General features: G+C 61.2%; 28 protein-coding genes. 12 read left to right on the top strand and 16 right to left on the bottom strand.

Annotation, left to right across the window (positions count from 1 at the left end; genetic code table 11):
• Positions 1–2: 2 nt before the first annotated feature.
• Positions 3–317, top strand: coding sequence for a hypothetical protein (locus tag CPY51_RS02930; RefSeq protein ID WP_111158523.1), 315 nt, complete (start codon positions 3–5; stop codon positions 315–317).
• Here the strand turns inward: CPY51_RS02930 and CPY51_RS02925 are convergent.
• Positions 311–1456 (bottom strand): acyltransferase family protein, encoded by a 1146-nt coding sequence (locus tag CPY51_RS02925; RefSeq protein WP_111158522.1) that lies wholly within the window; start codon positions 1454–1456, stop codon positions 311–313. The two genes, CPY51_RS02930 and CPY51_RS02925, sit on opposite strands and share 7 nt — an antisense overlap.
• Positions 1457–1500: 44 nt before the next feature.
• Here CPY51_RS02925 and CPY51_RS02920 point away from each other — a divergent pair, with 44 nt between their 5' ends.
• From CPY51_RS02920 to CPY51_RS02905, 4 genes are all read left to right on the top strand, one after another.
• The gene (locus CPY51_RS02920; protein WP_111158521.1) at positions 1501–2373 is read left to right on the top strand and encodes an alpha/beta hydrolase; all 873 of its coding nucleotides are present in this window, start codon (positions 1501–1503) and stop codon (positions 2371–2373) included.
• Positions 2374–2400: 27 nt separating this feature from the next.
• On the top strand, positions 2401–3081 hold the full coding sequence (locus CPY51_RS02915) for a redoxin domain-containing protein (RefSeq protein ID WP_111158520.1): 681 nt from the start codon (positions 2401–2403) through the stop codon (positions 3079–3081).
• A 133-nt stretch (positions 3082–3214) separates the two neighbouring features.
• Complete coding sequence (greA, locus tag CPY51_RS02910; RefSeq protein WP_111158519.1) at positions 3215–3697, top strand: transcription elongation factor GreA; 483 nt, start codon at positions 3215–3217, stop codon at positions 3695–3697.
• A gap of 130 nt (positions 3698–3827) precedes the next feature.
• Positions 3828–4586, top strand: a complete 759-nt coding sequence (locus tag CPY51_RS02905) for a permease (RefSeq protein ID WP_111158518.1) — start codon at positions 3828–3830, stop codon at positions 4584–4586.
• Between the two features lie 20 nt (positions 4587–4606).
• Here the strand turns inward: CPY51_RS02905 and CPY51_RS02900 are convergent, their stop codons facing one another.
• Genes CPY51_RS02900 through CPY51_RS02885 form a run of 4 tightly spaced genes read right to left on the bottom strand, consistent with a single transcriptional unit; the run spans position 4607 to position 7525 of the window.
• Positions 4607–5278 carry a dihydrofolate reductase family protein gene (locus CPY51_RS02900; RefSeq protein WP_111158517.1) on the bottom strand — a complete coding sequence of 224 codons (672 nt, stop codon included), beginning with the start codon at positions 5276–5278 and terminating at the stop codon, positions 4607–4609.
• 48 nt (positions 5279–5326) lie between these two features.
• Positions 5327–6067 (bottom strand): SDR family oxidoreductase, encoded by a 741-nt coding sequence (locus CPY51_RS02895; protein ID WP_111158516.1) that lies wholly within the window; start codon positions 6065–6067, stop codon positions 5327–5329.
• A 56-nt stretch (positions 6068–6123) separates the two neighbouring features.
• On the bottom strand, positions 6124–7113 hold the full coding sequence (locus CPY51_RS02890) for an aldo/keto reductase (protein ID WP_111158515.1): 990 nt from the start codon (positions 7111–7113) through the stop codon (positions 6124–6126).
• A 16-nt stretch (positions 7114–7129) separates the two neighbouring features.
• Positions 7130–7525 carry a (R)-mandelonitrile lyase gene (locus CPY51_RS02885; protein WP_111158514.1) on the bottom strand — a complete coding sequence of 132 codons (396 nt, stop codon included), beginning with the start codon at positions 7523–7525 and terminating at the stop codon, positions 7130–7132.
• A 119-nt stretch (positions 7526–7644) separates the two neighbouring features.
• On the opposite strand from CPY51_RS02885, the gene CPY51_RS02880 reads away from it, so the two are divergent.
• Together CPY51_RS02880 and CPY51_RS02875 are read left to right on the top strand one after the other, a co-directional pair.
• Positions 7645–8538 (top strand): LysR family transcriptional regulator, encoded by an 894-nt coding sequence (locus CPY51_RS02880; protein WP_111158513.1) that lies wholly within the window; start codon positions 7645–7647, stop codon positions 8536–8538.
• A gap of 127 nt (positions 8539–8665) precedes the next feature.
• Complete coding sequence (locus tag CPY51_RS02875; RefSeq protein WP_111158512.1) at positions 8666–9424, top strand: SDR family oxidoreductase; 759 nt, start codon at positions 8666–8668, stop codon at positions 9422–9424.
• A gap of 48 nt (positions 9425–9472) precedes the next feature.
• Here the strand turns inward: CPY51_RS02875 and CPY51_RS02870 are convergent, their stop codons facing one another.
• From CPY51_RS02870 to CPY51_RS02855, 4 genes are all read right to left on the bottom strand, one after another.
• The gene (locus CPY51_RS02870) at positions 9473–11158 is read right to left on the bottom strand and encodes an FAD-dependent oxidoreductase (RefSeq protein WP_111158511.1); all 1686 of its coding nucleotides are present in this window, start codon (positions 11156–11158) and stop codon (positions 9473–9475) included.
• 62 nt (positions 11159–11220) lie between these two features.
• Entirely contained in the window at positions 11221–11523 is a 303-nt protein-coding gene (locus CPY51_RS02865) for a UBP-type zinc finger domain-containing protein (RefSeq protein WP_111158510.1), read from the bottom strand.
• A 319-nt stretch (positions 11524–11842) separates the two neighbouring features.
• Complete coding sequence (locus CPY51_RS02860; RefSeq protein WP_111158509.1) at positions 11843–12802, bottom strand: lytic transglycosylase domain-containing protein; 960 nt, start codon at positions 12800–12802, stop codon at positions 11843–11845.
• Positions 12803–12938: 136 nt separating this feature from the next.
• The gene (locus CPY51_RS02855; RefSeq protein WP_111158652.1) at positions 12939–14489 is read right to left on the bottom strand and encodes a helicase HerA-like C-terminal domain-containing protein; all 1551 of its coding nucleotides are present in this window, start codon (positions 14487–14489) and stop codon (positions 12939–12941) included.
• Between the two features lie 229 nt (positions 14490–14718).
• On the opposite strand from CPY51_RS02855, the gene CPY51_RS02850 reads away from it, so the two are divergent.
• On the top strand, positions 14719–15120 hold the full coding sequence (locus tag CPY51_RS02850; RefSeq protein ID WP_111158508.1) for a hypothetical protein: 402 nt from the start codon (positions 14719–14721) through the stop codon (positions 15118–15120).
• A gap of 311 nt (positions 15121–15431) precedes the next feature.
• Positions 15432–16289 (top strand): carbon-nitrogen hydrolase family protein, encoded by an 858-nt coding sequence (locus tag CPY51_RS02845; RefSeq protein WP_111158507.1) that lies wholly within the window; start codon positions 15432–15434, stop codon positions 16287–16289.
• A 39-nt stretch (positions 16290–16328) separates the two neighbouring features.
• On the opposite strand, the gene CPY51_RS33695 is transcribed toward CPY51_RS02845, so the two are convergent.
• The 7 genes from CPY51_RS33695 to CPY51_RS02810 form a co-directional block, all read right to left on the bottom strand.
• On the bottom strand, positions 16329–16580 hold the full coding sequence (locus CPY51_RS33695; RefSeq protein WP_111158506.1) for a BrnA antitoxin family protein: 252 nt from the start codon (positions 16578–16580) through the stop codon (positions 16329–16331).
• Positions 16531–16812 carry a BrnT family toxin gene (locus CPY51_RS02835; protein ID WP_111158505.1) on the bottom strand — a complete coding sequence of 94 codons (282 nt, stop codon included), beginning with the start codon at positions 16810–16812 and terminating at the stop codon, positions 16531–16533. Before CPY51_RS02835 ends, CPY51_RS33695 begins: the two co-directional genes overlap by 50 nt.
• 326 nt (positions 16813–17138) lie before the next feature.
• The gene (gene tam / locus CPY51_RS02830; protein WP_111158504.1) at positions 17139–17909 is read right to left on the bottom strand and encodes a trans-aconitate 2-methyltransferase; all 771 of its coding nucleotides are present in this window, start codon (positions 17907–17909) and stop codon (positions 17139–17141) included.
• A 100-nt stretch (positions 17910–18009) separates the two neighbouring features.
• Positions 18010–18474, bottom strand: coding sequence for a cupin domain-containing protein (locus CPY51_RS02825; RefSeq protein ID WP_111158503.1), 465 nt, complete (start codon positions 18472–18474; stop codon positions 18010–18012).
• 168 nt (positions 18475–18642) lie between these two features.
• A complete protein-coding gene (locus tag CPY51_RS02820; RefSeq protein ID WP_111158502.1) occupies positions 18643–19683 on the bottom strand; it encodes a zinc-dependent alcohol dehydrogenase family protein in 1041 nt (346 codons plus the stop codon).
• A 60-nt stretch (positions 19684–19743) separates the two neighbouring features.
• Positions 19744–20145 (bottom strand): hypothetical protein, encoded by a 402-nt coding sequence (locus CPY51_RS02815; protein ID WP_111158501.1) that lies wholly within the window; start codon positions 20143–20145, stop codon positions 19744–19746.
• A gap of 164 nt (positions 20146–20309) precedes the next feature.
• Positions 20310–21056 carry a histidine phosphatase family protein gene (locus CPY51_RS02810; protein WP_111158500.1) on the bottom strand — a complete coding sequence of 249 codons (747 nt, stop codon included), beginning with the start codon at positions 21054–21056 and terminating at the stop codon, positions 20310–20312.
• A 229-nt stretch (positions 21057–21285) separates the two neighbouring features.
• Between CPY51_RS02810 and CPY51_RS02805 the strand changes: the two genes are divergently transcribed.
• From CPY51_RS02805 to CPY51_RS02795, 3 genes are all read left to right on the top strand, one after another.
• On the top strand, positions 21286–22173 hold the full coding sequence (locus CPY51_RS02805; protein WP_111158499.1) for a branched-chain amino acid aminotransferase: 888 nt from the start codon (positions 21286–21288) through the stop codon (positions 22171–22173).
• Positions 22174–22603: 430 nt separating this feature from the next.
• Positions 22604–22855, top strand: a complete 252-nt coding sequence (locus tag CPY51_RS02800) for a DUF1488 family protein (RefSeq protein ID WP_111158498.1) — start codon at positions 22604–22606, stop codon at positions 22853–22855.
• An 86-nt stretch (positions 22856–22941) separates the two neighbouring features.
• A complete protein-coding gene (locus CPY51_RS02795) occupies positions 22942–25044 on the top strand; it encodes a catalase (RefSeq protein WP_111158497.1) in 2103 nt (700 codons plus the stop codon).
• Positions 25045–25205: the final 161 nt, after the last annotated feature.

Raw genomic sequence — 25205 nt, 5'->3', positions numbered from 1 at the left:
CAATGAAAAAGATGATTCTGCTCGCAGCATTCGCAATGCTGGCATCAAACGCGATGGCAATGTCCCGCCACGACTCCAGCTCGCTTACCTGTTCGGCCATCCACGACAAGATCGCTCAGGAGGGCTCGATCGTGTTGCGCTACCCATCGCATCGCGACCCGAACCTGATGATGTATAATCGCTACGTCGCAAATTCGATGTCCTGCATCGGGCAGGGAAGCATGTCCAGCGCGACCGTGCCGACGCGCGATGATCCGAACTGCAAGGTAAGGATGTGCAATCCCGTGACCGGCAAGGGCCCGAATAAAAATCACTGAAGCCCTTCGGGCACTGAGACCGGCGCGGAGATCCGCGCCGGTTGCTCCAGCTGTGCAGAGGGCCGCAACCTGAAGGGCCTCGCAGCCAGTTTTTCCGCAGATGCGACAAAGGCCGCTATCATCAGTACCGCGCCGGCCGACACGATAAAAAGCGCTGCCGTCGATAGTTGAGAAGCCGGCTGAAAGACGTTCAAGAGCGACTGCAGGATGAAGGCACCGAACGTGTAGTGATTGAGGTAGAGCGGATAGCTGTAGCTGCCGAGGTACCGGATGATCTTCCGCTCACGGTCTTGGAGCCTGCCCTCGATCGCATCGGCATGGACGATGCCAACGACCGTGAACGAGATTGCGGCAATCCAGATGCTGGCCGCCGCAATGCCGGCGCCCCACCGCAGCTCCCTGTAGGTAACGATTTCCACGATGCACATAATTCCCGCCAGCAGCAAGGTGCCTCTGGTCGGGGCCGAAAGCCTACCGCGCATGCCGGACCACAGCAGCATGCCCAGTGCGAAGAAGACGCCGTAGCGCAACAGGAAAACCTTGGAAGGGAAACGGGAAAGCAGCTCGTAGAGTTGCTCGTTGGTGAGGAAAGCGGCGGTCCAGACGACCAGATAGACGGTACTTGCAGCACAGATCATCTTGGCGAGCATTTCCAACGAGATCCGGGCGGCAGCGATGATCGTGATACCGACTGTCGTATAGAACACGGCTTCAACGACCAGAGACCACACGACGCCATCGATATACGGGCCAATCGGTGAGAGCGTTGCGGTTTTGAGGAGGCGGATGACGAGCGAAGGCACGCTCTCGCCGGCCAGCGACAACACCGCAAAGCCGATAAGGCTCGATATCCAGAGCGCCGGCAGAATTCTCAATGCGCGCAGATGAATGAACTTCAAGGCGCCCTGCAGGCCGCGGGCGTTCTCGGCGCTCATTGCGATGACAAGGCCGGAAATGACGAAGAAAATCTCGACGCCGACGTCACCCACGTGGGCGAAAGGCGAGAGGAAAGGGAAGGCCAGCTCCCCGGTCATGGAATTGACGAAAGACGAAAAATGATAAAACACGACCAGGCAGGCAGCAATGATCCTAATCAGGTCTACCGCATAATAGTGACTCCGACTTATACTTTTGTGCATTTGTCCCCATCCACAAAGCTGCAGGGGCCGTAGGTGCCCTGACAATGTTGTGTCTTTGCGTACTGGTCGGCATGCACCTGGCGTTTGCCGGGCTGAGGGGTCCGGAGATCAGGGACATCGCCTACGGTCCTGGAACCAGCAACAGGATGGATATCTACAAGCCCTCTGGTGCAGGGCCATTTCCTGTTATCATCTACATCCATGGCGGCGGCTGGTGGAATGGCGACAAACGGTTCATCTCCCGGGATGACCTGGACTACATGCTGTCAAAGGGTGTCGCGGTGGCGGCGATCAACTACCGCAATCTTGTGGAGGCCGATCGCGACCGCATCTTTCCGCCTGTGCTGGCGCCTCTTGAGGATACGAAGGCCGCCTATGAATATCTGGTGAGGAACGGCGCCGGTGTCGGTATCGATGGCCGGCGAATTGCTGCCTATGGAGGCTCGGCGGGAGGGTTCAACGCGCTCTGGCTAGGCCTGTCGCTACAGAAGAACCAGCCCGCGGAAGGGCTGAGGGCAATCGGCGGCATCGATGCGCAGACGACGATCGACCCCTTTGAAATGCGTGATTGGGTCAGCCCGTCGATCAATTATGGCGGCCACGCCTTTGGCCTGCCGGAGGAGGATTTCTCCTCCTTTCTCGCCAGGCGCGAGAATTTCCTCGGCTATATCGCGGCTCTTTCTCCCTCGTATCTTGTCGGCGCCGGGTCCCCACCCACCGTGCTTCTCTATTCCGAGGATTTGCAGCATACTCAAGGCGACCACATGTCGTTGGTGCACAGCCCGCAATTCGGCTCCGGCTTTGCGCGGGCTGCCAGGAAGAGTGGCCAGGAAGTCACCTTGCTTGACGGCGCCTCCGGCAATCGGGAACGCTACACCACCTTCTTCGATTTTCTGATCGCGCATGTTCTGAACTGACCCTCCGAGCCGCAAAGGAATTATTCCATGGCAGACCAGAAACGCCCGCTGCAGCCTGGAGAAACCGCGCCCGCTTTCGCACTGGCCAGGGCCAACTTCGAGGGAATGGTCTCTTTCGCCGACTTGAGCGGTCGCCCGTTCGTAATCGGCTTCTTTCGCGGGCTGCACTGCCCGTTCTGCCGGCGTCAGGTGGCGCAGCTTGCCGGCGTACAGCCGGTCCTGCGCGCCGCCGGGGTGGAGACCGTTGCGGTTATCAACACGCCGGTGGAACGCGCTCGCCTGTATTTCCGCCACCGACCGACGCCGGTAACGCTTCTATGCGACCCGGACTGCCGCACGCATCGGGCCTACGGCGTGCCGCATGCCGCGTTTCTGCCCGATGGGAGCACCGAGCAGCCCGAATGGCCCTATCGCACAACGATGGCGCAGTTCCAGGCGGCGCGGATCAACCCGACGGGAGAGCTGCCGGAACCGCTGCAGCCGATGGAAGGCAACACGATACTCAACGCCAAGGACGGCTTCGAGCTTGAAGACGCCGATAATGAGATGTTAGCGAACCACGCCACCCAGCTCGTCGGGCACTTCCTGGTCGATGCGAACGGAACGATCGGCTGGACGCAGATCGAGGCGCTCGACGGACCGAACAGCCTTTCCATCTTCCCGACTGCGGCAGAGATCATCGCCGCAGCAGGCAACCTTGGACACTGACCTTCCTGAGCTGGCCACCGATGGATCAAAATTGGTAGTTCGTCCGTTGTCGGTGTATGTATGGTTCTACCAAGCGGGTAGGGCAATCGCCCCATGCGCTGCAAGAGCGCCCAGCGCTGAACGGAGTTTGAGATTGGCCGTTGCCTTCACCAAGGAAGAGAGTTTCGAAACTGCTTCGGAAACCCTGCTGCCCGACCGCACCATTTCGCCTCACCCCAACCTTGTTACGGAAGCGGGATTGAAGGCTCTGGAGTCGCAGCTCCAACAGGCTCGCGAGGCCTACGATGCGACCAGCACGATCGAAGACGTGAACGAACGACGGCGGCAGGCAGCAAACCCCTTGCGCGATACGCGCTACTTTGCGGCAAGAGTTCACACGGCTCAGCTTGTCTCTGGCCCTGCTTCAACTGACACTGTTGCCTTTGGGAGCACTGTAACCTTCGGCCGCAACGATGGGCGCGTGCAGACGTACCGGATCGTGGGAGAGGACGAAGCGGATCCAAAGACCGGATCGATTTCCTTCGTATCGCCAGTGGCAAGGTCTCTGATGGGCAAGGCCATTGGCGATGTAGTGGGCGCAGGCGATCAAGAGCTCGAGATCATCGCCATTTTGTAAAGCGTCCAGATGGCCTGTTGCCGACCCGCCCGCGTTCTGCGGCGCCATGGTGGTTGGCTTTTTCACAGTTATAAGTTGCATTTTTAGCCACCATATGCATACTGGCTGATTTCGTCAGGCGAGGATTGCAATGGATTTCATGCGGCTGTTGAAGTCGTTCGAGGAGTTTCTGTACGAGATTGCCTCGTGGATAGTGTTCTATCCGATAACAATGTGGCGAACGCTTCGACACCCGTCGGCAATGATGCGCTACGCAGATATCGAGTTGCTCGACAATGAAGCCGATCAATATATCGATACGCTAAGCCCGCCTCTATTTCTTCTAGTGACCTTGGTGATTGCCCATAGTCTCGAGTTAAGCCTTTTGCCCAAGGAAACATCAGTCGTTCTTCCATCCTTTCTCGCCAGCGCGGATGCCAATCTGGTGATCTTTCGCGAGATCTCCTACAGCCTCTTCCCTCTGTTCATGGCTTCGAAACTCTTGCGCAAATCCAGGACGTCGTTGGACAGGAGAACGCTCCGGCCGCCGTTCTACAGCCAGTGCTACGTCGCAGCGCCATTCGCGCTCGGCATCAATATAGCGACGATCTTGGTACGTATGGGGGGAGATGTATTGATACCGACGGGCCTTGCGGTCTTTTTGTTGGTCTTGGTCTGGTACGTGACCATTCAGACCCGCTGGTTTCGAGCCGATCTTGGCGTCTCCACGACGAAGGCAGCGTTCATGGTGCTCATCACGGTCTGCGAGGCTCTGGTTGCTGTGATCTTGGTAGGAGCGATTGTCGTCACCGGCATCCCTGGCGGTTCCAGTTGGGCGTCTTCACTAAAAGCCTTGCGCGCATTGCGGCCGTATCCGACGTATTCAAGAGCCGTCCAAGCGCCGCTCTAGCCGAAGCACCCGATCGTCTTTCACAAGACGTCATAGCGCAGATGCAGGACATCCTGTTCCAGGCGTTCCACCGTCTTCAGCGACAGGTGCCTGGCGTCTCCGGAAAGCCTGTCGAATGTCGTTGGCGTATTCCCAATGCCGTCCGCGATCGGAAGCAGCAGGAGGCTGATCTCGTCGACCAGGCCTGCGGTCAGGAAGGTTCCGTTGATACCGCCGCCGCCTTCGAGCAACAGCCGCTCGATGCCGAAATCTTCTGCGAGGATTTCGAGCGCCAGCGACAGGTCGATCTCCGAACGTCCGGCGAAGATATAGGAAATGCCGTCGCGGCGAAGTTCGGCGAGATGGTCGTCCGATACCTCTTCCGTCAATATCATGACGAGGGGATCGCCGCCGATCTGCCCGATGTTCATATGCAGCCTGGCGCTTTGGTCGACGGCAATGGCATAGGGGCCGCGATTGGCCGCTTTCCACGTAGCACGCGGATAGGTCTCCGTCGCGGCAGTCGGCTGCGGATCGCCTTCGGCAAAATCCGCCATCGTTATGCGCCCGACGATCCACGCATCCCCTTTGAGGTCATGATGGATGCGCTCATATGCGGCATGCAGTTGCGCCATCATGTCTTCCGGCCAATGCTTTGTCGCGATCCGGCCGTCGATGCTGGACGCCATATGCATGATGACGCGTGGTTTCACTTCCATCTCCCAAAGCGTAGCAAGCGGCCATCAGACGCCTGCTTGAACTCAATATTCCTGCGCCGTCGGCCGGAACAGTATTTCGTTGATATCGACATCTTCCGGCTGGCTCATGGCAAAGGCCACCACCCTTGCGAATGAATCGGCGGGGATGGCGATGGTTTCGTAACTTGCGCGGACGTTCCGAGCGATGTCCTCTTCGGTTACGCTGTTTGGCAGCTCGGTGTCCACAGCTCCGGGGGAGATGATGGTGGTGCGGATATTATAGGGCTTCACCTCCTGCCGCAGGCCTTCGGATATGATCCGGACAGCATGCTTTGTTGCCGCATAGACCGCTCCGCCGGCCCTGACCTTGTGGCCCGCCACCGAGGAGACATTGATGATGTGGCCGCTCTTCTGCTCTTTCATGTAGGGCAATACCGCGCCGATACCGTAGAGGACGCCCTTGATATTGACGTCGATCATCCGGTCCCAGTCCTCGATCTTGCCGCGCTCCAGCGGCGAGTGCGGCATGAGACCGGCATTGTTGATGATGACGTCGACGCGGCCGTGAAGCTTCGCCGCCCGATCGACCAGGTTCTTCACCTGGTCGAAGTCGGTGACGTCAGTCTGGACGGCGGCATCGTCACCGAGCGAAAGCTCCGCGGCCAGAGCCTGGAGCCTGTCGAGGCGCCGTGCTCCAAGAGCAAGCTTTGCCCCACCCTTGGCCAGCAGCCGGGCGGCCGCCTCGCCAAGTCCGCTGCTTGCGCCTGTTATGACGACGACCTTGCCTTCGATCCCCTCGGTCATGGCTTCACCTCTCGCTGGTTGATATCGGCTATGTTTGTCCCCTTGGGCCAAAGGCGTCAACGGTCGACCCGTGCCTGCAGATGCGCCGGATAGCGATCTCCCTGCACAGTGATCTTCGAGACCGCATCGGCGATGGCGCTGAGGTCGTCCGCCGTCAGCACGACAGCCGCCGCACCGATATTTTCCTCCAGGCGATGCAGCTTCGTCGTTCCGGGGATGGGCACGATCCAGGGCTTCTGGGCCAGCAGCCAGGCAAGCGCGATCTGCGCCGGGGTTGCCTTCTTTTGTGCCGCGATCTCGCCGAGCACGTCGACAAGCGTCTGGTTGGCCTTCCGTGCCTCCGGTGAAAAGCGCGGCACGACGTTGCGGAAGTCCGTGCTGTCGAAGGTCGTCGTTTCGCTGATCGCGCCGGTGAGGAAGCCTTTCCCCAGCGGACTGAAGGGCACGAAACCGATGCCGAGTTCCTCGAGCGTCGGAATGATCTCTGCCTCGGGCTCACGCCACCAGAGCGAATATTCGCTTTGAAGTGCTGCCACCGGCTGGACCGCATGAGCGCGGCGGATCGTCTTCGGTCCCGCTTCGGAAAGCCCGAAGTGCTTGACCTTGCCTTCGCTGATCAGGTCCTTCACCGTACCCGCGACGTCCTCGATCGGAACGGCAGGATCGACGCGGTGCTGGTAGAACAGGTCGATGACATCGGTCTTCAGGCGCTTGAGCGCGGCCTCGGCAACGTCCCGGATATGTTCTGGACGGCTGTTCATGCCGCTCTGACCACCCTCGGCGTTGAAATCGAAGCCGAACTTCGTGGCGATCACCACCTCGTCGCGAAAAGGAGCAAGCGCCTCGCCGAGCAGTTCCTCGTTCTTGTAGGGCCCGTACGCCTCGGCGCTATCGAAAAACGTCACGCCGCGTTCAAAGGCTGTACGGATCAGCTTGATTGCCTCCTGGGTCTCCGTGGCCGGGCCGTAGCCAAAGCTCAGGCCCATGCATCCGAGACCAAGAGCGGAGACTTCCAGACCGCTATTTCCGAGTTTACGCTTCTGCATTTTCGTCTCTCCTTGTTCAACCCTGGTACTGTTCGTCGGAAACCTGTTCCATCCAGTCGACGACCTTGCCGTCGAGCGACTCCGCAATGGCGGTGTGTGTCATCGCGGTCGTCGGCGATGCGCCATGCCAATGCTTCTCGCCCGGCTCGAACCAGACGATATCGCCGGGGCGGATCTCCTCGATCGGCCCGCCTTCACGCTGAACCCGGCCGAAGCCGGAGACGACAAGCAGGGTTTGGCCGAGCGGATGGGTATGCCAGGCGGTGCGTGCTCCCGGCTCGAACGTGACCGTCGCTCCGCCGACGCGTGCCGGAGGAGTGCTCTGGAACGGCGCGTCGATGCGGACTGTGCCGGTAAAATAATCGGTCGGTCCCTTGGCGGAGGGAGCTGATCCGTTCCGTTTGATGTTCATGACAATGTCCTTTCCGAACACGCGCGGCCAACGAGCCGCTGATGACAGGACATTTAGTGCACGCGATTACCCATGATTAGATGGTAGAAGTGGCAAAGCCTTATGAGAAAGTTTCATGAATGCCGCGTCAGCCGATCAATGACCTCGTTGCCTTCCTCGCCGTGGCGCGCGAGCAGAGCTTCACCAAGGCGGCAGCCAAATTGGGCGTTTCCCAGTCTGCGCTCAGCCACACGATCACCGGGCTCGAGAAGCGGCTTGGCGTCCGGCTGCTGACCCGCAACACCCGTAGCGTCTCGTCTACCCAGGCGAGCGAGCGGCTGCTTCAGAACGTCGGCCCGCACATGGACGAGATCGAAGGCGAGCTCGCAGCACTCAGCGAATTCCGCGACAAGCCGGCGGGCGCGATCCGCATCACGGTCGGAGAGCACGCCGCCAATGCGGTCATCTGGCCTGCCTTGGCGAAGCTTCTGCCTGACTATCCGGACATCCATGTCGAGGTCATCGTCGACTACGGCCTGACCGACATCGTCGCCGAGCGCTACGATGCCGGTGTGCGGCTTGGCGAGCAGGTGGCCAAGGACATGATCGCGGTGCGGATCGGGCCTGACATGCGCATGGCTGCCATCGGTTCTCCCGATTACTTCGCACGCCGCCCGCAGCCCCTGACACCGCACGATCTCACCGAGCACTCCTGCATAAACATGCGCCTGCCGACCCATGGCGGCATCTATGCGTGGGAATTCGAAAAGGACGGTCGCGAAGTGCGGGTTCGCGTCGAAGGCCAGCTCGTATTCAACAACATCGCGCTGAGGCTGAACGCCGCATTGGATGGGCTGGGATTGGCTTATCTGCCAGCGGATGTCGTGCAGCCGTACATCGGCGACGGACGCCTCGTCCGCGTCCTCGAAGACTGGTGTCCGCCATTTCCGGGCTATCACCTCTACTATCCGAGCCGGAGGCAGGCATCGGCGGCGTTCGCCCTCCTTGTGAACGCGCTTCGATATCGCGCCTGATGCTTCGGCTCGCTTGAGCCGATTGCCAGACACTCTCCTTCCGGTATGTATCGAACTTTTCAGTGCCTTCTTTCCATAAGAGAGCGGTCGACCTAATTTGGTGTGACAACCAAGGAAGGTGATTGCGATGAAAATGACAGGCAATACGGTTTTGATTACCGGCGGAGGCTCGGGCATCGGCAGGGCACTGGCGGAAGCGTTTCACAAGCTCGGCAATCAGGTCATCATTTCGGGCCGCCGCCATGCCGCGCTCGCCGAAGTGACGGCAGCCAACCCCGGCATGAAATCCCTGACGGTCGACATGTCTGACAAGGACAGCCTGAAGGTGCTCGCCGCCGAGCTTTCCAGCACCTATCCCAAGCTGAACGTGGTGATCAACAATGCCGGGATCATGAAACTGGAAGATATGAAGTCGGCGCCGGATTATCTGGCTGTCGCCGAGGAAACCATAGCGACAAACCTGCTCGGGCCCATCCGTCTGACGGCGGCCCTGCTGCCGCATCTGCAGCGCCAGCCGCAAGCCGCGATCCTCACCGTGTCGTCGGGGCTTGCCTTCGTGCCGATGGTGTTGACGCCAACCTATTCGGCCACCAAGGCGGCAATCCATTCCTATTCGATGTCGCTGCGCCGGCAACTCGAGGGCACGGCGGTCGACGTCATCGAAATCGTCCCGCCCTACGTCCAGACGACGCTGATGGGCGACCACCAGGCAAGCGACCCGATGGCCATGCCGCTAGACGAATTCATCGCCGAGGTCATGGAAATCCTGTCCACCCGGCCAGACGCTGCCGAGGTCGTCGTCGAGCGTTGCAAGCCGCTGAGATTTGCAGCCGAGAACGGCAATCTCGATGGCCTCTTCCAGGCGATCAATTCCAGGAACCATTGAGGCATTCGACGGTTGCCCCGTGCGCCTTCATCGCACGGTACAGCGACATCAATGTTGCGCAGCCATGAACCGCAGCGCCATGTGGATCTGCGCAACGACAGCGGCCCCTTCGCCGACCGCAGCCGCCACCCGCTTGGTCGACGCGGCACGAACGTCGCCGATCGCGAAGAGGTTCGGCACGCTGGTCTCCAGCGGAAGGGCAGGCCGGGTGCAGGCGGCGGCTTCTCCGCGAAACGGCTGCCCGGTGAGGACAAAGCCGTTGCTGTCGGTTTCGGCATATTTCCGGATCCACGCCGCATTCGGATCTGCCCCGATGAACAGGAACATGTGGCGAAGCGGGAAGCGATGTTCGGCGCCAGTCGTTCGGTCGCGCAGGACCGCGGCCGAAAGCCCGCGCAGCCGATCGCCCTCGAGGGAAACGACCTCGCAATTGGTGTGAATCTCGACGTTGGGAAGGGCCGCAATCCGCTCGATCAGGTAGCGCGACATGGTTTCTTCCAATGGTCGCCGGACGACAAGCCGCAATCGCTTGACCTGCGGCGCGAGGAAGGCCACCGCCTGTCCGGCCGAATTGCCGCCGCCGATAAGCGCGATCTCCTCGCCCTCGCAAAGCTTGGCTTCGATCGACGATGCCCAGTATGACACGCCGGCCCCCTCGAACGCCTCGATACCGGCGATTTCGGGCCGACGATAGCGCGCGCCGGAGGCGACAATGACAATGCGTGCGGTGACTGCGCCGCCGCGCGCAAGCTTCAGGGTCAGCACATGCGTCTTTGCATCAGGCGGAGACGGCACGAGATCGAGCACCTCCAGCGGCAGCGCGATCTCAGCGCCGAACTTCAGGGCCTGGTTGAAGGCTCGCCCGGCAAGCGCCTGACCGGAAATACCTGTGGGAAATCCGAGATAATTCTCGATCCGCGCCGATGCGCCCGCCTGTCCGCCGACTGAGCGTTCGTCCAGCACGATGACGCTGAGCCCCTCGGACGCGGCATAGACGGCGGCCGCAAGCCCGGCCGGTCCGGCCCCGACGATCGCCACGTCGTAAGTCACGTCGGACTTCAGATCCGGCGTCATGCCGAGGCACAGCGCGGCTTCGATATCGGTCGGATTTTTCAGCACCGTCCCGTTCGGGCAGACCATCAGCGGCAGTTCCGCCGGCAGGACACCGAGCCGCTCGATCAGGGCGAGCCCCTCTTCATCAGACGAGGCGTCGAGAATGATGTGGGGATAGGCGCTCCGCGTCAGAAATCCCTGCAGGCGCGTCACCGCACTGCTGCCGGGCACCCCGACCAGCACGGACCCGGCACCACCCGCATTGATCAATGAGACCCGACGAAGAATGAAGGCCCGCATGATGATCTCGCCGACATCGGCCGAACCTATGACCAGCGCCCTGATATGGGCGCCATCGAAAGAAACGGCGGTGCAGCCGCCAGGTCCCGCCCGGCCGCGCACGAGCGAGGGCCGGCCCGAGAGCTGGTTGACCTCGCCGCTGAACTGGCCGGGATGATGGGTGGTGACATAGACCTCATGCGAAAGCCCCTCGTGGCGAAAGACCTCGAGCGATCCTTCCAGCACCAGCCAGGCAGGCACGGTCCTGTCGCCGATCTCGTAGACGATTTCTCCGGCCGTGAAGTGGCGCCGTTCGGTGCTGGCGAAGCGCTTTGCCGTCTCCATCTGATGTGCGGTGAGAACCGGAAACATTTGATGATCACGCGAGCCGATGTCTGCCATTGGATCCTCCACGATCGGCCGCGCCGTCTGCGACCGTCAGAAATTGAGGTGATAGGTGCCGGTCAATAGTAGCGCGGTATTGGTCCGCGCTGCGGGGTCTGGTCCGGCAACTCGACGAACACCTCATCGACGAAGCACCAGCCCCAACCCTCCGGCGGATCGTACCCCTCGATGATGGGATGCCGCGTCTCGTAGAAATGCGATGTCGCATGCTGGCCGGGCGATTGATCGCAGCAGCCGACATGTCCGCATTCGCGGCAGACCCGCAGATGAAACCATTCTCCGCCCGTCGCCAGGCACTCCTCGCACCCGAGCGTCTTGGGAGTGACGGATCGGATCGTTGCCTCGTGGCTGCAGCCTGCCATTGTCAGTCTCCGCTTGTCGGTGAAATACCAGAATAAGCCAAGCGGCTGCCACCACAAGCCGCCAAGCTTAATTAGTAAACGCGGCAGTTCAATCTCGCTACCCCTCGCAAAGTATAGGCAATGGCAGGACCCCTCCTCAACCCTCCCCACAAGGGGGAGGGGGCCAAGGTGCCGCCCGCTCAGCGTTAAATCATTGCCCATCTGCACAGGATGCCTGTTGATGGCTCAAGGGGGTGCGGCAGGTTAACTCCCTCCCCCTTGTGGGGAGGGTTGGGGGGCTTTCCTCGGGCTTTACTTCAAAGCCGTGGCTTCATCCCTTTCACAGGCTCTTGAACACCAGGCACGTGCCTCCGGCCTTGCGGATGGCCGAGCATGTCTCGGTTGCCTCGGCTCGCGTTTGCCTTCCGATCCTTGCCGAATAGCGCGGGCGAAAACCGAAGTCGCGGTCGCGCTGGCGGATGATGAGCGGTTGCTCTTCGTTCAGCGGGGCAGGGAGCCTGCGAACGGCGTTGGCGAACAATGATCGTGCAACGTCGTTGCGCGGGCCGGCGGCAAGCTGGACACCCCATGGAGCCCAGACCCCGTTCGCCTGCTCGACCGGAGCGACAAGGCGCCGGCTATTGGCGAGCGTCACGCATGCGTCCAGAAACGGCTTGCCGCGATCGAGAAGCGGAAGGGCGAGCTCGCCGGCCGGTGTTTCCCATTCCTCAACGGTATGGCCGGTAATCCCCAGCACATAGCTCCGCGTCTCGAAGGGCAATGAGCCTGACGTCAGGAAGTCGGAAAGTCGTTGCTCGCCAGCATTATAGGCGGCTGCCGCAAGGCCGAGATTGCCGAAGCGCGTCCGCAGATCGTCAAGATATCGAGCCGATGCCCGAAGCGCCTCGAGCACGTCGAGGCTGTTTTCCAGGCCGCGCAATTCGGCAGTACCCGGCATGAATTGCGCAATCCCGCGAGCACCTTTCGGGCTGATGGCGTCGGCCCGAAAGCGGCTTTCCCGCCAGATCAACCTCGCCAGATAGTCCGGCGGCAGGCGATTGGCGCTGGCAAAATGCTCGATGGCGACGCAGAGGTCATGATTGAAATCATTCGCCTTGATGCAGAGCGTCTCTCCGGGAGCGAATTCCGACGCACCTGAGTAAAGACAGGCAGGCGCTGCGGCTGACGGCTCGGAGAAGGCGGGCGGGGCGCTGGCGGCAAATGACAGGGCGAAGGCTGCGGCGGGCAACCACGCAGAGATGCGTGGCCAAATGCCTGAATTTCGCCGAATGACGTTCATCCTCGATGCGCCCTGCAGCCGTCCCCAAACTGACCTAGCCAGTCCTGTATAACAGCCGCTCGCCGGGATGCGCAATCAGGTACCGCGGTCAAAGTCCCGCGTCGGCAATCGGCAGGCAGCAGGCGCGCCCCCGAACCTACCGTTTCAGGCTGCCCAATATTCCCCGCACCAGCGCCCGCCCGACCTGGGTCGCCACAGTTCTCGCGACACTTTTCAGCGCCGCCTCCACGATCGTTTCCCGCTGGTAGCCGGAGCGTCCGGCAGGTTTCGACTGTCCGTTGTCGTTGCTCGTGCCGAAACCCGGCAAGCTCCAGTGCCCGCTCGCATTGTCGTTGTCGGCTGATGTCACCGGCGGCTCCTTGGCCGCATTCTGGTCGCTCGCCTTGCGGGCGCGGGCGATGAGAATTTCATAGGCGGATTCGCGGTCGATATCCGTGTCATAGATTCCGGCGACGGGGCTGTTGGCCATGATCCTCTGGCGCTCCTCGTCGGTGACCGGCCCGACGCGGCCGGACGGCGGGCGGATCAGCGTCCGTTCGACGATCGACGGCGCACCCTTGCCTTCGAGCGTCGAGACCAGCGCTTCACCCGTTGCGAGATTGGTGATGACGGTCGCGCAATCGAAGTCCGGATTGGCCCGGAAGGTATCGGCCGCGGTCTTCACGGCTTTCTGCTCGCGCGGCGAATAGGCGCGCAACGCATGCTGCACCCGGTTGCCGAGCTGGGCGAGCACAGTCTCCGGGACATCAAGCGGGTTCTGCGTCACGAAGTAGACGCCGACGCCCTTGGACCGGATCAGCCGCACGACCTGCTCGACGCGCTGCGTCAGCACCTTCGGCGCGTCGTCGAACAGCAGATGCGCCTCGTCGAAGAAGAAGACCAGCTTCGGCTTGTCGGGATCGCCGACCTCGGGCAGGTCCTCGAACAGTTCGGACAGCAGCCAGAGCAGGAATGTCGCGTAAAGCCGCGGGTTCATCATCAGCTTGTCGGCGGCAAGCACCGAGATCTGGCCGTATCCATTCTGGCTCGTGCGCATGATGTCGCTGATCTTCATCGCCGGCTCGCCGAAGAAATTCGCGGCACCCTGCTGTTCCAGCACCAGCAATCCGCGCTGGATCGATCCAACAGATGATTTCGAGATCAGCCCGTACTGGTTCGACAGCTCCGAGGCGTTCTCGCCCATGTAGTTCAGCAGCGCCTGGAAATCCTTCAGATCCAGCAGCGGCAGTCCGCCCTGGTCGGCAATCTTGAAGGCGATGTTGATCACACCTTCCTGCGCCTCCGAGGCATCCATCAGCCGCGCCAGCAAAAGCGGCCCCATCTCGGCGATAGTCGTGCGGACGCGATGGCCCTTCTCGCCGTACAGATCCCAGAAGATGACCGGAAACTGCTCGAACTCGTAGGGCGAAAGGCCGACTTCCTCGGCCCGCTTGACGAGGAAATCCTTCGGCTCGCCCTTGGCGGCGATGCCGGAGAGATCGCCCTTGATGTCGGCGCAGAACACCGGCACCCCGGCCTTGGAAAATCCTTCGGCCAGCACCTGTAGCGACACCGTCTTGCCGGTGCCGGTAGCGCCGGTGACGAGGCCATGGCGGTTGCCGAATTTTAGGGCCAGATATTCCGGCTTGTTGATGCTGTCATCCGGCTTACGGCTTGCCCCGAGGAAAATCTGTCCATCCTGCTCAATCAAGTCTCGTCTCCCTCAGACCGGTGCAGGCCGCCGTCGAAGGCTGCCCGAAGCGCGTTCATCGAATTGTCCTGAACTCGTTATAAGGAGGGACTTGCAGCGCGACAACCTTTCGCATGGCAAAGGGCGCCCTTAATAAAACGCTGGCCTGGAAACAGGCCCGCCTTGAGTTGCCTGGATAAGTGAAATACGCTGATGCAAGCATGAAAAACACAAGCTGGAGGCCCACATGAACGAAATCATAGACCAGATCGCGGCCAAGGCCGGCATTGCCCCCGACGTCGCGGAAAAGGCGGTCGGCATGATCCTCGGCTTCCTGCAGCGCGAGGCGCCGGATGGACCGGTGGCAAAGATGATCCAGTCCATCCCCGGCGCGTCCGACCTCGTGGCGCAATATAACGGCGCCGAAAGCACCAGCGGTGGCGGCGGCATCCTTGGCGGCCTGATGAGCGCCGTCGGCGCCGGTGGCGGCGTCATGGCGCTCGGCCAGCAGCTGATGAGCAGCGGCCTCGGCATGGGCGAGATCACCACGCTCGCCAAGGAAACCATCGCCGTCGCCCGCGAGCACGCCGGCGACCAGGTCGTCGACGAAGTCGTCGGCTCGATCCCGGGCCTGAGCCAGTTTATTTGAGGGCAACAGCTTTAGACAAAGGCCCCGCGGAGCAATCCGCGGGGCTTTTTTGATGGGCAGGAAGCCCCCAGCTCGATCCTTCGAGGCCCATCTCGGCTCACGCCTCGAAGGGCACCTCAGGATGAGGACCTCCGCATTTGCCGCGGTATTGCTCTGAGGCCCGCGGATTTGCCGCCTTGCCTGGCTAAGGGCGGATCTCGACAGGCCGCAGGCCGGAGCCTCGAAGGACGAGGGCGGGTGACAAAGGGGCCTGGTTGCGGCTTGATATTGCTTGGATGCAGCTGAGTCGCCCTGCAACCCCGGAGTGAGCAATGGTGAAATGGGATGGTTCATATACCTGGCACAAGCCACCGTCGATGACCGGTGCGCCGGATCGATTGAAGGTGGCAACCTGTCAATTCCCTGTCCTGCATGACGTCTCCACCAACACGCGGGAGATTATCCAGCTGATCGCAGCAGCGTCGTTGGCGGGAGCGGATGTTGCCCATTTTCCCGAATGCGCCATTTCCGGCTACGGTCCGGAGAATTGGCCGGACTGGTCGGGATTTGACTGGGATTTGGTCGACGCGGCGGTGAGCGAAGTTCGCGCCGCTGCCAGCCGCCATGGCATCTGGATTGCGGCTGGATGCGTCTATCGAGACAATGATCGGGATAAGCCCCTCAACTCTGTCTACCTCATCGATAGGCGCGGCGCGGTCTCGGGTCGCTACGATAAACAGGCATGCTCGCAAAACGACCTGCGCGCATTCTCAGCAGGCAGGGGGCCAGCTCGAATGGAGATCGAAGGCGTTCGCTGCGGCTTCCTGATCTGCCGGGATTGGCAGCTTCCCGAGCTTTGGCATGAATACGATGACGTGGAACTCGTCCTCCATTCGGCCTGCAGCGATGGCCAAGGCCGAGACAAGAACGAAACCCACACCATCCCGCCCTTGATACAATCCTATTCAAGGCTGCATCAGTTCGCGGTGAGCAGTTCCAATTCCTGCCGGCCAAGCCAGGATTACCCAAGCCTGTGGGTCGAGCGCAGCGGCCACATGGGCAAACAGGCCACGCGCCACGAAACAGGGTTCATCGTCAATGCCCTTGCCGATGACCCGGAGCAGGATCGCTTCTTCGAAGCGGTGCGCGCGTCTCTACGAGACGAAAGAGCGAGGCGCGCCACTCTCTGACGGCTGCTGGAACCCGGGTCCGGACCAGCCGGATGTCTTTCAGTGATCCGCCAGCCAGTCCCGCAATGCGGCGTTGATCCGCGATTGCCAGCCGGGGCCTCCGGCACGAAAGCGGTCGATTATATCGCTATCCAGCCGGATCGTCGTGGAGGTCTTTGGATTATCGGAGTTCGGCCGCCCGCGCTTGAACGGCGCTGAATTGATCCTGTCGGCCCATTCGGGCAGGGACAAATCCGGGGCGTCATCCGGGTCTTTCCAGCCGGTCTTGATAGGCGTGCTGTTCGCGGTCATTGGCCTTCCTCATGCTTATAATGCGCTCATGCCCATCGCGCGGTGTCCAGACGACCACGACCATCCGTCCATCTAGTCGGCCGATCGTGAAGCATCGGCGCTCGCCGTAGTCCTTGCGATCATCCTCGATCGTTATGTGATTGCCCGCAAACACCTCCTCGCAACGCGCGAAGTCAAGTGAGCGCTCCGCCAAGGCCTTGTCCCGCTTCGGTGGATCGAAAATGATTGCCATTATTGTTACTACAAAAATTGGATATCTGCAATGCGACGATCGTGGCAACCTTGGCGGGTGGAAGATAGGTGTCTTCAGGAAGGGCCCGGAGGGACCGATCGATAAGGCGCCCCAGATCGATCCTTCGAGGCCCATCTTGGCTCGCGCCTCGAAGGGCACCTCAGGATGAGGACCTCAGGATTTGCCGCGGTATTGCTCTGGGGCCCTGCGGATTTGCCGCCGTGCTTGGCTAAGGGCGGATCTCGACAGGCCGCAAAAGATCAGCCCTCATCCTGAGGCGCGGAGGCCGCAGGCCGGAGCCTCGAAGGGCGAGGGCGGGTTGAATGTCAGCGTTTCACCGCAACCATGAATATCCGCGGAAACCGCAGCAACACGCGTCCGTCCGACATCTCGGGATAGACCTTTTTCAGCCGCTCCAGATAGGCGGCGGTGAAGGCTTCGCGGTGTTGTTCGCCGGCGTGGTCGAGATAGGGGCGCAGGCCTGTGCCCTTGACCCATTCGGCGATCGCCGCAGCGTTTTCCAGGGCGTGGTTGTAGGCGGTGTGCCAGATATCGACGCGAGCGGATTTGGCGATCAGCCTGTCGTAATAGACTGATGAGGCGGGCAAGGGGTTGCGGCGGACGCTCTTCTTTTCGAAGGCTTCGCGCCAGGGGCCGTCATGTGCGGTTTCTTCCATCATCAGATGACTCGGCTCGCCGAGATTATCAGGCATCTGCACGGCGAGAACGCCGCCGGAGGCCAAGCCGTCCATAAGCCCGTCGAAAATGTCGAGATGGTTGGGCAGCCATTGGAAGACGGCATTGGCAAACAGCAGGTCCGCCGGTTGGCTCGGGCGCCAGGTGGCCAGATCCGCCTCGATGAAAGGCGTTCCCGGCATGCGTTTGCGCGCTGCCTCCAGCATGTTCATGTCGCTGTCGAGCCCGGAGACGCCGGCAGCGCCGAAGCGCTCCACGATCAGCTCCGTCGAGTTGCCGGGCCCGCAGCCGAGGTCGATGGCGTGGCGCACGCTGTCGAGCGGCACCTGGGCCAAAAGGTCCCGCGCCGGGCGCGTCCGTTCGTCTTCGAATTTCACATATTGGCTAGCGGACCATGCCATGCTGCGGCTCCTTTTAGAGCATGATCCCGAAGAGCGCGAAGCCGCTTTCGGAAAAGATCATGCCAAATCAAAATAGATGAGCAAGGTGATGGTTCGAAGATCACGCCGCCAGAATGTGGATTCCATGGGCGTTTGCCGCCACGATCATCTGCTCTGCGGCTTCGTCGTCGGGTGTCCCGTCGGTCGGCTTGCTGCTGTCTGCGGCTTCGAAATAGACGGCCATTTCCTTGTCGACGATCGCCGAGAATACGCAGGGAGCGGGGCCGGGGTTCGAATAGCCGTGTGGCACATGTGCCGGGATGCTGACGATATCGCCGGCGATTGCCTCGACTTCCTGCAGCCCGCTATCGCTCATGCGCTGTATCGTCAGGCTGCCTTCGAGAATGCGGAAGACTTCCGGGCTGGCATGGCTGTGGAGAGGCGTGCCGCCGCCGGGCGAGACGGTGACGTCGAAGATATTGAGCCAGGTGCCTTCAAGGCGCGCCCGGCGTTCCACATGGTCGGCCAGCACGAAGACACTCTTCGTGGTAGACGCCTCGGTGGCGGTGTTCGAGTTGGACATCATGTCGCTTTCTTGTTTTCTTCTTCTTGAGGACGCGTCCGTTAGACCCTTGTGTCGGCTTTGGCAACTCCACCAAAGTCTGAGGCCACCGCGACAGATGTCCGGTATTTTGCCTGATTCAAAGCAAATTCCTTCGCTTGCGGTAGCTGACGCAATCCTTCACAGCACCTATCAAAACCTGGTGATCACGCTGATCCCGATCCCCTCCGCCTTATCAAGCGTCGTGAGCATGGATGCCGCCTCCTCGAGACTGATGCGCCGGCCGATCAGTTTTTGCGGGGTGATCTTGCCGGCTTCGAGCATCGAGAGCATTGCGTCGTAGCGCCAGGCCTGCATGCCGTGGCTGCCATAGATTTCCAGTTCATGGCCGATGACCTGCGACATCGGTATCGCGGGCGTCGCATGTTCGCCGAGCATCAGGCCGACCTGCACGTGACGGCCGCGGCGGCGCAGGTTCTTGATCGAGTTGAAGCAGGTGGAGGGATGCCCGAGCGCATCGATCGAGACATGCGCGCCGCCCTTGGTGATCTCGCGCACGGCTTCCGGCACGTCGGCAACCTCGGCGGCATTGATGGTTGCGACCGCACCGCATTCACGCGCAAAGGCCAGCTTCTCCTCGGAAAGGTCAATGCCGATGGCGTTGGCGCCGAGCGCCGTGGCGATCATGATCGCCGACAGGCCGACGCCGCCGCAGCCATGCACCGCGATCCACTCGCCGGGCCGCGTCTTGCCCTGGTCGGCAACGGCGCGAAACGACGTCGCGAACCGGCAGCCGAGACTTGCCGCCGTCGCATCGTCGATCGTGTCGGGCAGGTGGACGAGGTTGGTGTCGGCATAGTCTATCGCGACATATTCGGCAAAGGAGCCCCAATGGGTGAAGCCGGGCTGGAACTGGTTCGGGCAGACCTGCTGGTTGCCGGAATGGCACTCGGAGCAGTGACCGCAGCCGGAAACGAAGGGAACTGTGACCCGGTCTCCGACCTTGAACCGCATGACGCCGCGCCCCGTCGCCACCACCTTGCCGGCAAGTTCATGGCCCGGCACATGCGGCAGGTGGATGTCGGGATCGTGCCCCATCCAGCCATGCCAGTCGCTGCGGCAAAGGCCGCTCGCCCCAACGGCAATGACGACGCCGTCCTCGCCGGGCGTCGGGTCCGGCAGGACCCTGATCTCCGGCATCTTCTGGAAGGCGTCGTAGTACATGGCTTTCATGGCATCGGCTCCTCACCATGGTCGGCATATCCGGCGGCATGGCTTCACGCCGCCGAGCGACTACCGATTGAACCCGCGCGGCGTGATGCCTGTACAATCGATGGCACCGCACGAATCCGGGCTGTAAGGTCCGGGCTGGTTTCTGACATCCGGTCGGTTGTGCTGCCGGTCGGGCTGCCTGTCCGGCCGAGGCCGGTTCTGGGACTGGTCGCGGTCCGGACGCCGTCCTTGCCAGTTGCGGTCCGACCGCCGGTAATCGCCGCGGTCGTCCCAACGGCGGTTCGAATAGTTGTTGTAGCGCCTGTAGGGACGATAGCCGTCATAGTATCCGCCATCATATCCGCTGCTATAGACGACCCCGTAGCTTCCGCCGTAGCCGCCACCATATCCGCCATCATCGACGCAACCCGCAAGCGAAAGACCTGTCAGCCCGATCGCAGCGGCCAATTTGAAAATATTCATGAAAACCAAACTCCTCTACCCCAATGCTTATGTAAGTGCTTGGAGCAAAGTGGCAAGCCTATCCAGAGGCGGAGGTAAAATTTCTGTCTCCAGGAAGGCTACTATCCGCGCGATGCAGCGACATCGATTCCGGCCGATAGAAGGCTGATAGTGCTTTATCGCTGTCATTCAGGCCTCGACGCCAATGTCACTTCGGCGCCATATGCATCGCGAAATTGGCTGTCCTGCCCCACAGGCCGATCGGAAGCGTGGTGAAGCAATGCTGACGTGTAGCCCTGCGAATGGCTGCCCTCGATCAACGTGACGTCGGCATTGCCAGGATTGTCGGAGTGCTCGAACCATTCGACGGGATGCCGCAGAAAATTCATTTCGAACGCCCTGTTGGTCACGCCGTGGCCGACGATCACGACATTGTCGCTGCCATGATTGGCGTCGTGCATGACCGTTTGCAGAAACAGGCGGACCCGCTGCGCCACATCCGCTCGGCTTTCGCCATCCGGTGGCCGCGCGTAGAACTTTCCGCTGTCGCTACGCAACCTCGCCCACTTTTCGAACTCGTCGGGAAATTTCTGTTTTTGTTCGGCATGGTCGTAGATCTCGGTAAAGAGGCCGAAATCCTGCTCCCGCAACAGGTAATCCTCGCTGATATCGCCAACGAGCTTCGCCGGCAGGGCCTCGAGCAAGGCATCCTTGCTCTGCCGCGTCCGTAGAAAAGGCGAGAACCAGATGCGCAGCCGGTGGAGCCCCGCGCCCGGCACTCCGTCCAGATAGGTCGCGATTGCCCTACCGGCTTCCACGGCTTGTCGATGTCCCCATTGCGAAAGCGGGACGTTGGGATCGCCATATTGGCGATAGGCCTTTCCGTTGAGGTTACCAAGGGATTCGCCATGGCGAACAAGAAAGATGCGCATCGGCCATCCCGCGTTTTCGATATGGAGCAGCCGTTATCATGAACGCCCGGCGATGTCAGGGCAATGATCTCGGAAAGGCCAATCCCGCCCGACTGACAGCCGCGACCGAATATTGCGCGGCCCCATGCCTTCGCTGCCTTTTGTTGCGAAAGGATCGGCGGCAGCAATTTCCGCTTGACCCTCCGACTGCGCGGGGATTTCACTTCTGGCGCTTTCAAGGAGACGAAAAATGGCAGTCGATACAACCCCGCGCTCAACGACCTGGACCTTTGTCGACGGCGAATGGCTTTCCGGCAATCCGCCTCTGATCGGCCCGACCTCGCATGCGATGTGGCTGGCCTCGACAGTCTTCGACGGAGCCCGCTGGTTCGACGGCATCGCGCCTGATATCGACCTGCATTGCCAACGCATCAACCGTTCCGCCCGCGCCATGGGCCTCGATCCGGTCAAGACGCCGGAGGAGATCGAGGCGCTGGCCTGGGAGGGTGTGAAGAAGTTCGACGGCCAGACGGCGATCTACATCAAGCCGATGTACTGGGGCGAGCATGGTTCCGCCGGCAGCGTCGTCGCGGTCGATCCCGAGAGCACCCGCTTCGCGCTCTGCCTGTTCGAAGCACCGATGAACAACGCCAAGCCGTCTTCGCTGACGGTCTCGCCTTTCCGCCGCCCGTCGCCCGAAACCGCGATGACCGACGCCAAGGCCGGCGCGCTCTATCCGAATAGCGGCCGCATGATCATCGAGGCGAAGCGCCGCGGCTTCGACAATGCACTGGCGCGCGACATGAACGGCAACGTCGTCGAGACGGCCACCTCGAATGTCTTCATGGTCAAGGACGGAGTGGTGTTCACACCAGTCGCAAATCGCACCTTCCTTGCGGGGATCACGCGTTCGCGTGTCATCGGCCTCCTGCGCCAGGCCGGCTTCGACGTCATCGAGGCCACGCTCTCGGTCGACGATTTCATGACGGCCGACGAGATTTTCACCAGCGGCAACTATTCGAAGATCGTCGGCGTCAACCGCCTCGACGACCGCGAGTTTCAGCAAGGCCCGATCGCCCGCAAGGCGCTCGACCTCTATATGGACTGGGCCCGGTCGAAAAGCAGCAGCGAGGAATAGAGCTCTCTTCACCTCCCCCTTGATGGGGGAGGTCGCAGCGCAGCTGCGGGTGGGGGTGATCCTTGGTTGTCGCAATAGGCCACCCCACCCCGGCATCCTGAGCTTGTCGACGCCCATTTCAACGCTCCGGGATAGTATTCTGAGAGAGTAATATGCCGCTCAGGCAAATATCGTAAAATTAGTCCCCCATTTTTCCCAATATTGTGATACCTTCCATGTAAGTGATGCTCGTCGATGACGAAGTCACAACCAAAATAACCGTTCCGATCTATCTTGGATTATTCGCCCTCATCGGTTCTTCAGACTGCACTGCGCCCCGTGCGCGCTGTTTGTAATGACCTCGATGAAGTCTCGATTGCTCCATCACGTCGGGCATCTGAAAACTCTGGCGCTAAAGTCGTCGAGCATGTCTATTTAAAGGTATTCGATCATGGCTCTCAGTTTCCCCAATCCTAGCCGCAGCTATGATGCAGCCGCCCACCGTATCCGCTTCACCGGGCACGACGGCATGTTCGAAGTGCCGTTCCTCGTCGAGGCCGATGTCTTCACCGAGGCCAGCACCGAGGCAGGCTATCTCGCCGCTTTCGACAGCGCCCGCGAAGGCATCCAGAATGTCGCGCGCAAGGCCTATTCCTATGCCCGCAAGCGCATGTACATCCTGACCCAGGCTGATTTTCGCTAGGGCAGTTTGCCCCCGCTTTGCTGCGGGAACCATCGTCGGCTCAAACCGTTTTGTCCTCACTTCAATTCTGAAGAGGGGATCACGGCATGTCGACGAAAACTCCATTCGAAACAGATCGCGGCAATGGCGGCGAAACGCATCAGCACGTCCCGGAGAAGGGCTCGCATGCGCATGACGACACGGCGCATCTGACCACCAACCAGGGCATCCGCGTCTCCGACAACCAGAACAGCCTGCGCTCCGGCGAGCGCGGCCCGACGCTGCTTGAAGACTTCGTGCTGCGCGAGAAGATCTTCCATTTCGACCACGAACGCATTCCCGAGCGCATCGTCCATGCCCGCGGCTCGGCGGCGCACGGCTATTTCGAGTTGTACGAATCCCTCGCCGACATCACCAAGGCCGACCTTTTCCAGCGCAAGGGCGAGAAAACCCCTCTGTTTACGCGCTTCTCGACGGTTGCCGGCGGCGCCGGCTCGGTCGACACGCCGCGCGACGTCCGTGGTTTCGCCGTCAAGTTCTATACCAAGGAGGGCAACTGGGATCTGGTCGGCAACAACATCCCCGTTTTCTTCATCCAGGATGCCATCAAGTTCCCCGATTTGGTCCACGCCGTGAAGATGGAGGCCGATCGCGCCTTCCCGCAGGCCGGCAGTGCCCACGATACCTTCTGGGACTGGGCGTCATTGATGCCGGAATCGACGCATATGCAGATGTGGGCGATGTCGGATCGCGCCATCCCGCGTTCGCTCCGCATGATCGAAGGATTCGGCATTCATACGTTCCGATTGGTCAATGCCGCGGGCAAAAGCTCCTTCGTCAAGTTCCACTGGAAGCCGAAGCTCGGGCTGCAGTCGACGCTATGGGACGAGGCGCTGAAGCTCCAGGCCGCCGACAACGACTATCACCGCCGCGATCTCTGGGAAGCGATCGACACCGGCAATTTCCCGGAATGGGAACTCGGCCTGCAGGTGTTCGATCAGGCGTTTGCCGATAGCCTGCCCTATGACGTGCTCGACGCCACCAAGCTGATCCCGGAAGAGGTGATCCCGATCCGCATCGTCGGCCGCATGGTGCTCGACCGCAACCCGGATAATTTCTTCGCCGAAACCGAGCAGGCCGCCTATTGCCCGGCAAACATCGTCCCTGGTGTCGATTTCACCAATGACCCGCTGCTCCAGGGCCGCCTGTTCAGCTATCTCGATACCCAGAAGTCCCGGCTGGGCACGGCGAATTTCCACCAGATCCCGATCAATGCGCCGAAATGTCCGGTCATGAACTTCCAGCGCGACGGCCAGATGCAGATGAACGTGCCGAAGGGCAGGGCCAACTACGAACCGAACAGCCTGACGGCGCACGGCGAGGACGGTGGCCCGCGCGAATGTCCGATGACGGGTTTCCGCACTGCCGAAGGTCGCCCTGAGGGTGAAGAGCAGGGCGGCAAGCTGCGCGTTCGCGCCGAGCTTTTTGCCGATCATTACAGCCAGGCCCGCCTCTTCTGGAAATCGCAGACGGATTCCGAGCGTTCCCATATCGCCTCATCCTTCGTCTTCGAGCTGTCGAAGGTCCAGCTCCAGCAGGTGCCGCTGCGGGTGATCGGCAATCTGATCAATGTCGATGCGGATCTGGCAAAGCGCGTCGCCGCCGGTCTTGGCATCGAGCTGCCGAAGCAGAATGATCCGGCCCGCACTCCGTTCGACACGGATCCGTCGCCCGCACTCTCCATCCAGAAGAACATGAAGGAGACGCTGAACGGCAGGAAGATCGGCATCCTGATCGCCGACGGCAGCGATGCCGCCGAGCTTGCCAAGCTGCAGAAGGCGATAGACGACGCGGGCGCCACGCCCTTTGTCGTCGCCCCCAAGGTCGGCGGCGCCAAGCTTTCCGACGGCAAGACGACGAAGGCCGACGGCCAGCTTGCCGGCTCGCCCTCGCAGCTGTTTGATGCTGTCGCCGTGCTGCTGTCCGCCGAGGGCACAAAGTCACTGCTCAAGGAAGGCGCAGCCGTCCAATGGGTGATGGACGCTTTTGGCCACTTGAAGGCGATCGGCTCCAACCCCGCCGCCAAACCCTTGCTAGACAAGGCAGGTGTCGTCCCCGACGCCGGCATCACCGCCCTGGACGCCAATTTCCCAAAAGCCGCCGCCAAGCGCTTCTGGGACCGCGAGCCGAATGTACGCACGCTGGCCTGACGCTTTCACCCTCCCCTTGAGGGGGAGGGTCGGCACAAAGTGCCGGGGTGGGGTGACCGCCACAGACACCCAAAGGTCACCCCCACCCACGCGTTCCGCGCGACCTCCCCCATCAAGGGGGAGGTAATGCCCGACAGCCCCCGTCGTCGACACAGTCCGGC

Source organism: Arminella tubonensis, assembly GCF_003240585.1.
GTDB classification, from domain to species: domain Bacteria; phylum Pseudomonadota; class Alphaproteobacteria; order Rhizobiales; family Rhizobiaceae; genus Rhizobium; species Rhizobium tubonense.
Note: the sequence above shows the minus strand (reverse complement) of the source record. Positions and strands in the feature narration are given on the sequence as shown.